We start from the raw sequence: 13,059 nt of genomic DNA, 5'->3' as shown, positions 1-13,059 counted from the left end.
CACGACGTCCGACACAAGTGCCCCGGGTGGGATTCGAACCCACACTGGATGTGGTTTGAGCACATTGTCTCTGCCGTTGGACTACCGGGGCGACAGCACCGGAAACCGTAACGGACGGTTCCCCGTCGTGCGGCACGAGCCCCGGCCGCAGTGGCGATACGTCCCCGACATCGACGCCGGATAGCCTTGGCCCGTGACCGAAGCGCCTGTGCCCCGCACCGTCGTCATCGCCGAGGACGAGACCCTAATCCGGATGGACCTCGCCGAGATGCTGGTCGATGAGGGGTACGACGTCGTCGGCCAGGCCGGAGACGGCGCCAAGGCGATCGAGCTCGCCGAGGAGCTGCGCCCGGACCTGGTGATCCTCGACGTGAAGATGCCGGTGCTCGACGGCATCGCGGCCGCGGAGGCCATCGCGGGGAAGCGGATCGCGCCGGTCGTCATGTTGACGGCGTTCTCCCAGCGGGAGCTGGTCGAGCGCGCCCGCGACGCGGGGGCGATGTCCTACCTGGTCAAGCCGTTCACGCAGGCTGAGCTGGTGCCGGCCATCGAGATGGCGGTGAGCCGGTTCGGGGAGGTCCGGCAGCTCGAGTCCGAGGTCGAGGACCTCCAGGACCGCCTGGACACCCGCAAGGCCGTCGACCGGGCCAAAGGGATCCTCATGGAGCAGCTGCAGCTGACCGAGCCCGAGGCGTTCCGGTGGGTTCAGAAGACCGCGATGGACCTCCGGATGTCCATGCGCGAGGTCGCCGAAGGCGTGGTCGAGCACGGGGCAGGGGTCCGCGGCCGCCCTTCGTGACCGCTGACCGAAGGTCACGAATCAGCAACGACGCGGACGATCCTTCGCATCGGCAGTCACAAAGGCGCTCTTCGGCGTTAGGTTGCACCTGCAGTTCGATTCCGGACGATGTCCGGAGTTCCTAGTGAGCCGGAGGTCCCATGATCCGCCCAACACCTGCCCGTCGCATCGCGGCAGTGCTTGCAGCAACCGCCCTCGTTCTCTCCGCATGCGGTGACGACGGTGATGGCGGTGATGACGAACCGCAGGGAAGCGATGAGTCGCCCACAGTCGAGCCCAAGGGCGACGGCACCCTGACCTTCGGCACCCTGCTGCCGGCGACCGGTGACCTCGCGTTCCTCGGGCCCCCGGAGTTCGCCGGAGTGACGCTGGCCGTCGAAGACATCAACGCCGCCGGTGGCGTGCTCGACCAGGACGTGGTCCAGGTCAAGGGCGACTCCGGTGACGGCACGCCGGACATCGCGGGTGCCCAGGTCGACAAGCTGCTCGCCGCCGACTCCGACGTCATCGTCGGCGCGGCCTCGTCCGGCGTCTCGATCACGGTCATCGACAAGATCACCGGTGCCGGCGCGGTGCAGTTCTCGCCCGCCAACACGGCGGCCGGCTTCGACACCGACGAGATCGACCCGAACCGTCTGTACTTCCGCACCGCCCCGTCCGACTACCTGCAGGGCGAGGTCCTGGCCAACGAGGTCATCGAGGACGGTTTCGACAACGTCGCGATCATGGCCCGCCAGGACTTCTACGGCGAGGGTCTGGCCGAGCGGACGCGGGACGTCCTCGAGGAGAAGGGCGCCACGGTCGGCGAGTTCCTCCTCTACAACAAGGACGCGACGACGTTCACTGCGGAGATCAACAAGGTCGCCGCGGCCGAGCCCGACGCCATCGTGCTCGTCACCTTCGCCGAGATCACGACGATCATCCCGCAGCTGATCGCCAAGGGCCTCGGTCCGGAGGACGTGCAGCTGTACTTCGTGGACGGCAACCTGTCCAACTACCCCGACGAGGACTTCAACCTCGACGGGGTCAAGGGCACGGCTCCGACCTCCGCAACGCCCGACCCCGAGTTCGAGGCCCGTCTTTTCGAGACGCCCCCGATGGGGCCGGACGACGCGGTTCTCTACGGACCGGAGAGCTACGACGCGGTGATCATCAGCGCGCTCGCTGCGATCGCGGCCGGTGACGACTCTGGTGAGGCGATCGGCGCCAACATCGTCGACGTCACTCGTGAGGGCACGAAGTGCACGACGTTCGAGGAGTGCAAGACGCTGCTCGAGGACGGCGAGGACATCGACTACGACGGCAAGAGCGGTCAGGCCGACATGACGGACACCGGCAGCCTGGCGGCCGGCACGTACGGCATCTACGAGTACAGCGGCGGCGAGAACGCCTACGAGCAGATCGACACGGTCTCCGGCGTCGTGCCGCAGAGCGAGTGATCTGAACAGCCGCTAGCAAGACAACACAGAAAGGGCCCGGCTCCGGCCGGGCCCTTTCGCTTGTCCTCTTCCAGGTCAGTGCCCGCCGAGCGTCCCCAGGTAGAGCTCGATCACCTTCGGGTCACGGCCCAGCTCCTGACCGGTTCCCGTGTAGGCGTTCCGGCCCTGGTCGAGCACGTAGCCGCGGTCGCAGATCTGCAGGCAGCGGCGAGCGTTCTGCTCCACCATCACCACCGAGACCCCCGCCCGGTTGATCCTCCGCGTCTGCACGAACACCTCGTCCTGCAGGACCGGCGAGAGACCGGCCGAGGGCTCGTCGAGGAGCAGGACCGAAGGCTCCATCATCAGGGCGCGTCCCATCGCGACCATCTGCCGCTCGCCTCCGGAGAGGGAGCCGGCCCGCTGGTTGCGCCGAGCCAGGAGCGCGGGGAACAGATCTCCGACGAACTCGAAGCGCTTCCGGAAGCTGCTCGGGCGCTGGTAGCAGCCCATCTCCAGGTTCTCCTGGATGGTCAGCGACGGGAACACGTTCTCGGTCTGGGGCACGAACCCGATGCCGGCGGTCACCAGCTCGTCGGCTCGCTGGTTGGTGATGTCCTTGTCCTTCAGCCGCACCGTGCCCTCGCTGATCCGGACCAGACCGAACAGCGCCTTGAGCAACGTCGACTTGCCGGCTCCGTTGGGTCCGATGATGCCGACCAGCTCACCCTCCTGGCAGTAGAAGTCGGACCCGTTGAGGATGTTGACTCCCGGCAGGTAGCCGGCCACCAGGCCGTCCGCGCGCAGGACCGCGCCCTCCGCCGCGGCGGCGTGGCCGTCCTGCTCGGGGGTGAGCGTGGCTCCGTCAGTCATTGCTCTGTGCCTCCTGCTCGATCTCGGCCTCCGCCTCGGCGAGGATCCGCTCCTCCGCCTCGAAGGTGAGCTCGGTGTCGTGGTGCGCCCCCAGGTAGGCGTCGATCACCGCGGGGTCGGCCATCACCGCCTCGGGCGGACCCTCGGCGACGATCTTGCCCTGCGCCATCACCACCACCCAGTCGGAGATGTCGCGCACCATGTCCATGTCGTGCTCGACGAACAGGACGGTCCGTCCCTCGTCGCGCAGCGACTTCACGTGCCCGAGCAGGGACTGCTTGAGGGCGGGGTTCACGCCGGCCATCGGCTCGTCGAGCATGACCAGCTCAGGATCGGCCATCAACGACCGCGCCATCTCGAGCAGCTTGCGCTGGCCGCCGGACAGGGAACCCGCGAAGTCCTCCCGCTTCTTGTCCAGCATGAACCGCTGGAGGAGCTCGTCCGCCCGCGCCGTGTTGGCCGTCTCCTGCGACCTCCACAGCGGCGCGATCATCGCGGCGAACAGGCCCTCTCCCCGCTGGCCGGTGGCTCCGACCCGCATGTTCTCGATGACGGTGAGCTTCGACAGCACCTTGGTCAGCTGGAACGTGCGCACCATGCCCCGCCGGGCGACCTTGTACGCCGGCACGCGGTTCAGCGACCGGTCGTTGAAGGACCAGGAGCCGGTGTCCGGGCGGTCGAAGCCGGTGAGCAGGTTGAAGAGAGTCGTCTTTCCAGCTCCGTTGGGACCGATCAGCCCGGTGATCACGCCTCGTTGCACCTCGAGGTGCTCGACGTTCACGGCCGTGAGGCCGCCGAAGGTCCGCGTGATCTGGTCCGCGACCAGGATCGGGTCGGGCTTGGCGACGCCCGGCGTTCGCTCGACGTCCGCCAGCGCGCGCCGCGCCGCTTCGACATCGACGTCGAAGACCCGCCCTGTCGTGCGCGGGCTCGGCGGCGCGATCACCACGTCGGACTCATTGGTGTCGAGCGCCTCGTGCTGCTCATCGGGCATCGAGCGCCAGCTCCCTTCGGTCGCCGAAGATTCCTTGTGGTCGATAGATCATCAACAGCATCAGACCGAGACCCATGAAGATGAGGCGCATCAGGCTGGCCTGCGTGTCGTTCATGATCCACGTCGGGATGATCGGGTTGGCACCGGCGGTCGCCTGACCGAAGAACAGGTCGAGCACGGTGATCAGGAACCAGAAGATGACCGCACCCGCCACCGGCCCGAGCACCCGCGCCGCTCCGCCGATCAGCAGCACGGTGTAGGCGAAGAAGGTCACGTCCGTGGCGAAGAAGGACGGGCCCACGGTCGCCGACCGCAGTGCCACGACGAAGCCGGCGAGCGCGCCGAACAGGCCGCCGATGATGAGGGACTGCATCTTGTAGGAGTAGACGTTCTTCCCGAGCGAGCGGACGGCGTCCTCGTCCTCGCGGATCGACTTCAGCACCCGGCCCCACGGGCTGCGCATCAGCAGCCAGACGACCAGGCACGAGACAGCGACCAGCCCCCAGCCCACCGTCATCACCCAGAAGTCGTTCGGGCTCCACGTCACCAGGCCGTCGATGCCGACGGGTTCCGAGAACGGATTCTTGTCACGGAAGGGTTTGATGAACCCCGTGAGCCCGTCCTGGCCACCGAGATCGTCGGAGAACTTGGCGGCACTGATCACCTGCCGGATGATCTCGGCCGCTGCGATGGTCACGATCGCGAGGTAGTCGGCGCGCAGCCGCAGGGTGGGCACACCCAGGAGCAGCGCCAGGATCACGGTCAGGACGATTCCGACGAGGACGCCGAGCCAGAGGCTCTGGCTCCAGATCGTCGACATGGTGACCATGGCGTAGCCCGCGACCATCATGAAGCCGGCCTGTCCGAAGTTCAGCAGCCCGGTGTAACCGAAGTGGATGTTGAGGCCGATCGCGGCCAGGCAGTAGACCGCGGCCGTCGGCCCCAGCGCCTGCTGCAGCGAACCGGTCAGCAGCTCGTTCCAGTCCATCCGAAGGCCTCCTCAGCCGATTCTCTGCGCTCTGCCCAACAGGCCCTGCGGCCTGATCAGCAGGATGACGATGAGCAGGACCAGTGCGCCCACGAACTTGAACTCCGGATCGATGTACAGCGTCGACAGCTCGGTGAAGAGGCCGATGACGAACGCGCCGAGGATGGCGCCCCAGATGGTGCCCAGCCCGCCGAGCACCACGGCGGCGAACACCAGCAGCAGGATCCGGAAGCCCACCTGGAAGTCGAAGCCCTGGGTCACCCCCAGCAGCGCCCCTGCGAGCCCGGCCAGCGCCGCACCCCCGATCCAGACGATGTTGATGACCCGCTCGACGTTGATCCCGGTCGACGCGGCCAACCCGGGGTTGTCGGCGACAGCCCGGGTCGCCTTGCCGAGGCGGGTGAACTGCAGCAGGCTCGTCGCGGCGACCAGCACCGCGAGGCCCAGCACGATGACGATCAGCTCCTTGGGGGTCAGCAGGATGTCGCCGATCTCCCAGGGCTCCACGGCGCCGTACTGCGAGTAGTTGCGCTGCTGCGCGCCCGCGAAGTACTGGTAGACGTTGCGCAGGAAGAGCGACAGCCCGATGCTCACGATCATCATCGCGACCAGGCCGGTGCCACGCCGGCGCAGCGGTCGCCACAGCGCGGTGTCGTTGAGCCAGCCGAACACGCCGCCGAGGACGAATGCCGAGAGGACACCGAGGATCACGGTGATGTCGGCCCCGCCCACCTCGATCTGCCCGGGCAGCCGATCGATGAAGAAGGCCGCCAGCGCGCCGAAGGTGATCAGCTCGCCGTGCGCGAAGTTGGTGAGGCCGGTGGTGCCGAAGATCATGGAGAGGCCGAGCGCGGCCATCGCCAGGAGGACCGAGAACACGAGCCCGCCGACCGCCAGCTGCAACGCCTCGGTGAACTTGCCGGGCGCGGACGGCCCAGCGTCACCGACGGGGAAGATCACCGTCTGGTCGTTGTCGATGTTGATGTTGATCGTGCGGCTCGTGATCTCGGGCTTGGTGCCCTCCGGCAGGGTCGACTCGTCCAGGATCACCGTGTACGACTTGCCCAGGTGCTCGATCGCAGCCCCGGGCAGGTCGACCACGAACGTCCCGTCCGCTGCCGAGGTGGCCTCGCCGATCTCGTTGCCCTCGGAGTCCTCGACGGTCACCGTGACGTCGGGCACCGCGATGGGCGGCCGCTCGCGGCGGTCGCAGATGCGGCCGAGGATGGAGATCGTGTCGTCGTCGGTGGGCTTGACCAGCGCGCACTCGGTCGCGGTCTCCTCGGCAGAGACATCACCGGCCTGGGCCGGTGCCGCCACGCCGAGGAAAGCCAAAGTCATGAGCGCCAGGGCGAGAAGGCGCATGGTCCTGGTCCAGGACAAATCCGGGCTCCTGTCGATTCGTGACCGGGATCCTCCCGGCGGGCCAACCAGCGGACTATAGCGTGACCCGGGTCACACCCAGCCTGGCCCACCGCAGCAGCCACCCTAGGCCCACGCGAGGCAGGTGCGATCCGGAAAACGACAACGGTCCTACAACAAAACCGGGTGGTCCGGCCAGGACCGCCTGCGAGCACGGGGCGTGTTGACCCGGCCGGGTGCGAGCGTAGGGTGCATCCAGGACAACCGACCCACGAGGGGAGACGTGATGAGCCGGCCCGGCCTGACGCCCAGGATCGCCCGCAGCGAGGACGCGCCCGAGCTCGCCGACCTCTGGAGCGACGTGCTGCGACGCGTCGACAGAGCCGAGCAGATCGCCGACCTCGAGCTCGTGATCAAGGGTGCGGCCGCCTCGCCGGAGCAGCGTTTCATCGTCGTCGAGTACGACGGCCATGTCGCCGGGAGCGTCTTCCTGCGCCTGACCACGGTGTCGCCGATCAACCTCGAGCCGTGCGTGCAGTCGATCCAGCCCCGCGTCTTCGTCCAGTACCGGCGGCGCGGCGTCGGCCGCACGCTGATGGAGGCCGCGGTCGCGTTCGCCGAGGAGAACGGCGTGCTGCACGTGACGACCGCGGTGCCGGCGACCGCTCGCGACGCCAACCGGTTCATGGCGCGGATCGCGCTCGCACCGGCGGCCACCTTCCGCATCGCGCCGACCGCCGTCGTGCGAAGCCGGCTGACACCGTCCGCGCCCGCCGGCCACGGGCGCAGCACACCGCGGATCCTCGTCGCCCGCCGCAACCAGCGCCGCGCCCGGGCCACCCAGTCCGACGTGTCGCTCCCGGACTGAGCGAGCACGGGTCAGCGCGGGTCAGTGCGGGTCAGCGCGGGTCGATCAGTGCGCAGGTGATGCGCGACGTGCAGACCCGCTTCCCCCGCTCGTCGACGATGACGACCTCGTAGGCCGCACTGGAGCGACCGAGGTGGATCGCCGTCGCGGTACCGGTCACGGTGCCGGACGTCGCGGCGCGGTGGTGGGTCGCGTTGATGTCGACGCCGACCGACACCTTGCCGTACTGCGCGGCGTGGAGGCCGGACCCGACCGAGCCGAGCGTCTCGGCGAGGGCGACCGACGCTCCGCCGTGGAGGAGCCGGAACGGCTGGGTGTTGCCCTCGACGGGCATGGTGCCGACCACCCGCTCGGCGGAGATCTCGACCAGCTGCACGCCGAGCTTCTCGTTGAGCCGACCGGCGCCGTCGGGCAGGGAGGCGAGGAAGTCCGCGATGTCGATCGGCGCTGCGTCGGCGGTTCCGGGCTCTTGGGTCATGGGGCCATTCTGCTGTCGGCAGGGATGGCTAGAGTCGTCGGGTGCCTGAGTCTCCCGACGTGCGCCCGCGCCTGCTCCTCCTCGACGGCCACTCGCTGGCCTACCGCGCGTTCTTCGCCCTCCCGGTCGAGAACTTCTCGACCGCGACCGGGCAGCACACCAACGCGGTCTACGGGTTCACCTCGATGCTGGTCAACGTGCTCCGCGACGAGCAGCCGACCCACGCCGCGGTCGCGTTCGACGTCTCCCGCCAGACCTTCCGGCTGGCGGAGTACTCCGAGTACAAGGCCAAGCGCAACAAGACCCCGGGCGAGTTCAGCAGCCAGCTCCCGCTGATCGAGCGGATGCTCGACGCGTTCGCCATCCCCTATCTCAAGGCCGAGGGCTACGAGGCCGACGACATCATCGCGACCCTGGTCACCCAGGCGCTCGCAGACGAGACCGCCGACATGGAGGTGCTGATCCTCACCGGCGACCGCGACTCCCTGCAGCTGGTCACGGACCGGTCGACGGTGCTCTACCCGATGCGCGGCGTCTCCGACCTCGCCCGGATGACCCCCGGGGCGGTCGTGGACAAGTACGGCGTGCCGCCCGAGCGCTATCCCGAGCTCGCCGCGATCGTCGGCGAGACGTCCGACAACCTCCCGGGTGTGCCGGGAGTCGGCCAGGGCTTCGCCGCCAAGTGGCTCAACACCTACGACGGTCTCGTCAACGTCATCGCCCACGCCGACGAGATCACCGGCAAGAAGGGCGACGCGCTTCGCGAGCACCTCGGCGACGTCATCCGCAACCGCCGGCTCAACGCGCTGGTGACCGATCTCGACCTCGGCGTCCGGCCGACCGAGCTGGTGCTCCAGCCGTGGGACCGGCAGGCCGCGCTCACCCTCTTCGACGAGCTCGAGTTCCGCGGCGAGCTCCGCACCCGCACCATCGAGACGCTGGCCGACGAGGAGCCGATCGAGGAGGGCGGTTTCGAGCTGGCCGGCCGCACCCTGGTCGACGGCGAGGTCAAGGACTTCCTCGATGGCCTCGGCGACCAGGTGGTGGGCCTCCACGTGCGCGGCAGCTGGGCGGCCGGCACGGGATCGGTCGACGGGCTCGGCTTCGCGGTCGCCGACGGCCAGGCGGCCTTCGTGGGCGTGACCGGCCTCGGTCCCGACGACGAGGCCGCGGTGGCCGGCTGGCTGGCCGACCCGGCCCGGCCGAAGGTCCTCCACGACGCCAAGGGTCCCGAGCTCGCGCTCGCGGCGCACGGGTGGGTGCTCGCCGGGGTCGTGAGCGACACCGCGCTCACGGCCTACCTCGCCCGCCCCGACCAGCGCTCCTACGACCTGGCCGACCTCACGCTGCGTTACCTGCGGCGCGAGCTCAAGGGCGAGGCAGAGAGCGACCAGGGCGCGCTCTTCGACGATGGAGCGGCCGACGCCGCCTCGACGGCGATGCTCTACGCCCGCGCCGTGATCGATCTGTCCACGGCACTCGAGGGCGAGCTGGAGCGGGCCGGGGGCTCGCGGCTGCTGACCGAGGTCGAGCTGCCGCTGGTGCACCTGCTGGCCCGGATGGAGCAGACCGGCATCGCGGTCGACCTCGACCACCTGACCTCGCTCGAGGGACACTTCGGCGACGAGGTGCGCAACGCAGCCGAAGAGGCGTTCGCGGTGATCGGGAAGGAGATCAACCTCGGCTCGCCGAAGCAGCTGCAGGTCGTGCTCTTCGACGAGCTCGGCATGCCGAAGACGAAGCGCACCAAGACCGGCTACACCACCGACGCCGACGCCCTGCAGGCGCTCTACGTCAAGACCGAGCACCCCTTCCTGCTCCACCTGCTGCGGCACCGCGACGTGAGCCGGCTCCGCCAGACCATCGAGGGTCTGCTCAAGACGGTGCAGTCCGACGGTCGTATCCACACGACGTTCAACCAGATGATCGCCGCGACCGGCCGGCTGTCGAGCACCGAGCCCAACCTCCAGAACATCCCGATCCGCACCGAGGAGGGCCGCCGGATCCGTGAGGGCTTCGTCGTCGGCAACGGCTTCGAGTCCCTGATGACCGCGGACTACAGCCAGATCGAGATGCGGATCATGGCGCACCTCTCCGAGGACAAGCTCCTGATCGAGGCGTTCCGGTCGGGCCGCGACTTCCACTCGACCACCGCGTCGCGGGTGTTCGACGTCCCGGCCGACGACGTCACCACCGAGATGCGGGCGAAGATCAAGGCCATGAACTACGGGCTGGCCTACGGCCTGTCTGCGTTCGGCCTGGGCCAGCAGCTGGGCATCGAGCCGGCCGAGGCGCGAGGCTTGATGGACGAGTACTTCGAGACCTTCGGCGGCATCCGCGACTACCTCGCCGGCGTGGTCGACGAGGCGCGCCGCACCGGCTTCACCGAGACCATCATGGGCCGCCGTCGCTACCTCCCCGACCTCACCAGCGACAACCGGATGCGGCGCGAGATGGCCGAACGAATGGCGCTCAACGCTCCGATCCAGGGGTCCGCCGCCGACCTGATCAAGGTCGCGATGCTGCACACGCAACAGGCTATCGACGAGCAGGGCCTGCGGTCGCGGATGCTGCTCCAGGTGCACGACGAGCTCGTGTTCGAGGTTGCTCCGGGGGAGCGTGACGCGCTCGAGACCGTCGTCCGCGAGCGGATGGGCGGCGCCGCCGACCTGGCCGTCCCGCTCGACGTCTCGGTCGGGACGGGCAGGAGCTGGCACGAGGCCGCGCACTAGTCCTGCGTCTTTGCCGCGGGCTCGCGCGCGGGTTCTCCGCCGCTTCGCGGCGGGGATGTGTGGGGGTTGTCGCCTGGTGGGTGTGGCGGGCGCGGCCGGTCGGGGGCGGTGCGGGGCATGGGCCCCGACGGGCTGCAAACCGTGGCCTGCCGGCCTGACCCACATCTCGGGCCGGATGCCCCCTGGCATGGGAAAGCCGGATGAGGTTCCTGCGACAGGGGCCATCAGCACAGGCCGGCAGGCCCCGACTTGCCCGCCGGGCCCCACGCCCCGCACCGCACGAAGTCGGCCGCGCCCGCCACCCCCACGGCTCGAGGGGCGGGGTGGATGAGGCTCACCCATGTCATCCGGGTCGGCGCCTTGGGAGGGACGGACCCACCACGGGGTTCGGTCGTCCTCGCCCACACGAGCGGCCGTCCGACACAGGGAAACCCATCCACCCCGAACGCCACTGAGCCGTGGGAGTGGCGGGCGGTGCGGTGGCCGGTGCGGGGCGGGACCCCGGGCGGGCAAGTCGGGGCCTGCCGGCCTCTCTTCGTCCGCCCTGTCGCAGGAACGCCATCCACCCTTTCCCATGCCAGGGGACATCCAGCCCGTGTCACATCCAGGCCGGCAGGCCACGGTTTGCAGCCCGCTCGGGGTCCCGTCCCTCACCAGAAGGCCACCGCACCGCCCGCCACACCCAACTAGGCGATAACCCACCCAACCCAACCCGCGCGAAGCGCGGAAGCCCCGCGCGCGAAGCGCGCGCTCGACTACCGCCGGCCGGTGATGATGATGCGGCGCGAGGTGTTGGCGCTGAAGCAGACCTGGTCGTCGCCCACCAGCCGGCAGGCGAAGATCGAGACGTTCGCCACGGCCGGCCCGTGCCGGAACGCCCCGTCCAACGGGGAGAAGTGCGCCGTGTGCACACGCTCCACCCCGTCACAGACGACGGTGCCGTCGAGCCCGCCCTCGCCACCCGCACCGGTCCTCGCCTGACCGACGCCGGCGTGCGCCTCGATGAAGTCCTCCGCACCGGGCAGCGGTCCGCACCGCACGAAGACGGTGATCATCACCCTGCCGTCGGCTCCCAGACTGGCCTGCTTGGCGATCCTGATGGTGATCTCGTCCTCGGCGTGGGCCGCCGGTGCGGCCAGCAGCAAGGCAGCCATCACTAGTCCGAGGGCCACGGAAATTTTCTGGAGCATGTGGCATCCCTCCTGGGGTGCCTTCCATCGTCGCACCGGGACTGCCGGCTGGCGAGGAAAATGTGCTAGCGGAGGGTCTCGGTACCGGCCTTGCCGCGGAACACCTGGAGCGCGACGAGCAAGGCCACCACAGCCAGGTCGATGACGGCAGCGGTGACAGCGAGGGCGGTCACCGAGGTGGCGAGAGCGCCGGCACCGAGGAGAGCGATCACGCCGAGCCAGACGAGGTACTTCGTCCAGCGGCCGCGCTTGGCGAGACCGGCGTAGACGAGCAGCTGGAGCACGGAGAGCAGGCCGCCGAGGACGGCGAAGAGCCAGAGCTCGTCCTGCACGCCGTCGTAGTCGTCGCCGCCGATGAAGACGAGCGCGACGCCGCTCAGCAGGTAGGCGCCGGCGACACAGGCCGCGCCGAGCGCGGTCAGGAACGCGAGCCCGCGCAGGACGGCGGCCCGGCTCTCGCCGGCGGTGGACATCGACGGGAACAGGATCACGATCGCGAACTGCGGCAGGAACAGGACCGCCTTGGTGACGATCAGTCCGCCGGCGTAGAGGCCGGCCTGGTGGTCGTCGAGGACCTGGCGGGCGACGACGATGTCGAGGTTGGAGAGGGCCACGAAGGCGAGCAGGGCGATCGAGCTGGCGTAGGTCTCACGGCGTACGTCGCGGCGGACCTCACGGTCGTGGGCGGTGACGATGGCCCCGTGCTTCCGGTTGCGGAGCGCCCAGCTGCCGACGAGGACGGGCAGCCACGAGGCGACGAGCACGCCGGCCATCGCGCTCGCCTCGGTTGCGGAGATGGCGAGCGCGAGACCGCCGACCAGCACGCGGGGGACCCCGACGGAGAGGTAGACCAGGCTCAGCGGCAGCCAGCGGCGCTCGCCCTGGAGGACGCCGGCCTGGCCGCCCATGACCGTGACGGGTACGACGCACAGCCCGAGCAGCACCGCGGGCAGCAGCCCGTCGAGGCGCAGCAACCACCAGACGGCCGGGGACGCGGCGAGGGCGAGCCCGCCGAGGACGAGGGCGGCGCGCCAGGTCGTGGTCAGCACCGTCTGCTCGATCGCGGCGACGTCGTCGGGTGCGGCGGCGATCCGGCGGGCCGCGGTCGCCTGCAGGCCGAGCTGCACGACGGACAGCACCATCAGCAGCGCCATCAGGCCCGCGACCGCGCCGTACTGGCTCGGGCCGAGCAACCGGGCCGCGACCATCTGGAACGCGTAGGTTCCGACGTTCATGACCGCCATCGCGATCGCGATGCCGGCGCTGCCGCGGAGCACCTTGAGCAGGCGTGAGCCGCCGACCGACGAGGACGTGGTGTCCCCGGGCTGCGTGCGGTCCACGGTGCTCGACACGTTCG

11 protein-coding genes and 1 tRNA gene are annotated in these 13,059 nt (G+C 69.5%); 4 read left to right on the top strand and 8 right to left on the bottom strand.

The window, feature by feature from the left end; genetic code table 11:
* Nucleotides 1-18: 18 nt before the first annotated feature.
* Nucleotides 19-91 (bottom strand) — tRNA-Leu (locus tag SHK19_RS13390).
* 162 nt (nucleotides 92-253) lie between these two features.
* On the opposite strand from SHK19_RS13390, the gene SHK19_RS13385 reads away from it, so the two are divergent.
* Nucleotides 254-799 carry an ANTAR domain-containing response regulator gene (locus SHK19_RS13385; RefSeq protein ID WP_405030503.1) on the top strand — a complete coding sequence of 182 codons (546 nt, stop codon included), beginning with the start codon at nucleotides 254-256 and terminating at the stop codon, nucleotides 797-799.
* A gap of 176 nt (nucleotides 800-975) precedes the next feature.
* Nucleotides 976-2,238 carry an ABC transporter substrate-binding protein gene (locus SHK19_RS13380; RefSeq protein WP_322455455.1) on the top strand — a complete coding sequence of 421 codons (1,263 nt, stop codon included), beginning with the start codon at nucleotides 976-978 and terminating at the stop codon, nucleotides 2,236-2,238.
* 75 nt (nucleotides 2,239-2,313) lie between these two features.
* On the opposite strand, the gene SHK19_RS13375 is transcribed toward SHK19_RS13380, so the two are convergent.
* From SHK19_RS13375 to SHK19_RS13360, 4 genes are read right to left on the bottom strand one after another with little or no spacing between them, the layout of a single operon-like run.
* On the bottom strand, nucleotides 2,314-3,090 hold the full coding sequence (locus SHK19_RS13375; RefSeq protein ID WP_322455454.1) for an ABC transporter ATP-binding protein: 777 nt from the start codon (nucleotides 3,088-3,090) through the stop codon (nucleotides 2,314-2,316).
* Entirely contained in the window at nucleotides 3,083-4,084 is a 1,002-nt protein-coding gene (locus tag SHK19_RS13370) for an ABC transporter ATP-binding protein (RefSeq protein ID WP_322455453.1), read from the bottom strand. Before SHK19_RS13370 ends, SHK19_RS13375 begins: the two co-directional genes overlap by 8 nt.
* Nucleotides 4,074-5,072, bottom strand: a complete 999-nt coding sequence (locus SHK19_RS13365) for a branched-chain amino acid ABC transporter permease (RefSeq protein WP_322455452.1) — start codon at nucleotides 5,070-5,072, stop codon at nucleotides 4,074-4,076. The genes SHK19_RS13370 and SHK19_RS13365 overlap by 11 nt, the downstream gene beginning before the upstream one ends.
* A gap of 12 nt (nucleotides 5,073-5,084) precedes the next feature.
* A complete protein-coding gene (locus SHK19_RS13360) occupies nucleotides 5,085-6,455 on the bottom strand; it encodes an ABC transporter permease subunit (protein ID WP_322936518.1) in 1,371 nt (456 codons plus the stop codon).
* Nucleotides 6,456-6,720: 265 nt separating this feature from the next.
* Here SHK19_RS13360 and SHK19_RS13355 point away from each other — a divergent pair, with 265 nt between their 5' ends.
* Entirely contained in the window at nucleotides 6,721-7,302 is a 582-nt protein-coding gene (locus SHK19_RS13355) for a GNAT family N-acetyltransferase (protein WP_322455450.1), read from the top strand.
* A 31-nt stretch (nucleotides 7,303-7,333) separates the two neighbouring features.
* Here SHK19_RS13355 and SHK19_RS13350 read toward each other — a convergent pair whose 3' ends face one another.
* Nucleotides 7,334-7,780 (bottom strand): hotdog fold thioesterase, encoded by a 447-nt coding sequence (locus tag SHK19_RS13350; RefSeq protein ID WP_322455449.1) that lies wholly within the window; start codon nucleotides 7,778-7,780, stop codon nucleotides 7,334-7,336.
* A gap of 41 nt (nucleotides 7,781-7,821) precedes the next feature.
* Here SHK19_RS13350 and polA point away from each other — a divergent pair, with 41 nt between their 5' ends.
* Nucleotides 7,822-10,512 (top strand): DNA polymerase I, encoded by a 2,691-nt coding sequence (gene polA, locus SHK19_RS13345; protein WP_322936516.1) that lies wholly within the window; start codon nucleotides 7,822-7,824, stop codon nucleotides 10,510-10,512.
* Between the two features lie 755 nt (nucleotides 10,513-11,267).
* Here the strand turns inward: polA and SHK19_RS13340 are convergent.
* Together SHK19_RS13340 and SHK19_RS13335 are read right to left on the bottom strand one after the other, a co-directional pair.
* Complete coding sequence (locus SHK19_RS13340; RefSeq protein WP_322455447.1) at nucleotides 11,268-11,684, bottom strand: hypothetical protein; 417 nt, start codon at nucleotides 11,682-11,684, stop codon at nucleotides 11,268-11,270.
* An 83-nt stretch (nucleotides 11,685-11,767) separates the two neighbouring features.
* On the bottom strand, nucleotides 11,768-13,054 hold the full coding sequence (locus tag SHK19_RS13335) for a lipopolysaccharide biosynthesis protein (RefSeq protein ID WP_322936515.1): 1,287 nt from the start codon (nucleotides 13,052-13,054) through the stop codon (nucleotides 11,768-11,770).
* Between the last annotated feature and the right edge of the window lie 5 nt (nucleotides 13,055-13,059).

Origin of the sequence: Nocardioides bizhenqiangii, assembly GCF_034661235.1 — a bacterium.
Taxonomy (GTDB): Bacteria; Actinomycetota; Actinomycetes; order Propionibacteriales; family Nocardioidaceae; genus Nocardioides; species Nocardioides bizhenqiangii.
The sequence above is the reverse complement of the archived record's forward strand: the minus strand, read 5'-3'. Positions and strand labels throughout refer to the sequence as shown.

What these genes read in the sequence shown, in the direction of transcription:
- SHK19_RS13385 (WP_405030503.1), top strand. Translation starts at nt 254, where the DNA reads ATGGACCTCGCCGAGATGCTGGTCGATGAGGGGTACGACGTCGTCGGC.
- SHK19_RS13375 (WP_322455454.1), bottom strand. Translation starts at nt 3,090, where the DNA reads ATGACTGACGGAGCCACGCTCACCCCCGAGCAGGACGGCCACGCCGCC.
- SHK19_RS13370 (WP_322455453.1), bottom strand. Translation starts at nt 4,084, where the DNA reads ATGCCCGATGAGCAGCACGAGGCGCTCGACACCAATGAGTCCGACGTG.
- SHK19_RS13365 (WP_322455452.1), bottom strand. Translation starts at nt 5,072, where the DNA reads ATGGACTGGAACGAGCTGCTGACCGGTTCGCTGCAGCAGGCGCTGGGG.
- SHK19_RS13355 (WP_322455450.1), top strand. Translation starts at nt 6,721, where the DNA reads ATGAGCCGGCCCGGCCTGACGCCCAGGATCGCCCGCAGCGAGGACGCG.
- SHK19_RS13350 (WP_322455449.1), bottom strand. Translation starts at nt 7,780, where the DNA reads ATGACCCAAGAGCCCGGAACCGCCGACGCAGCGCCGATCGACATCGCG.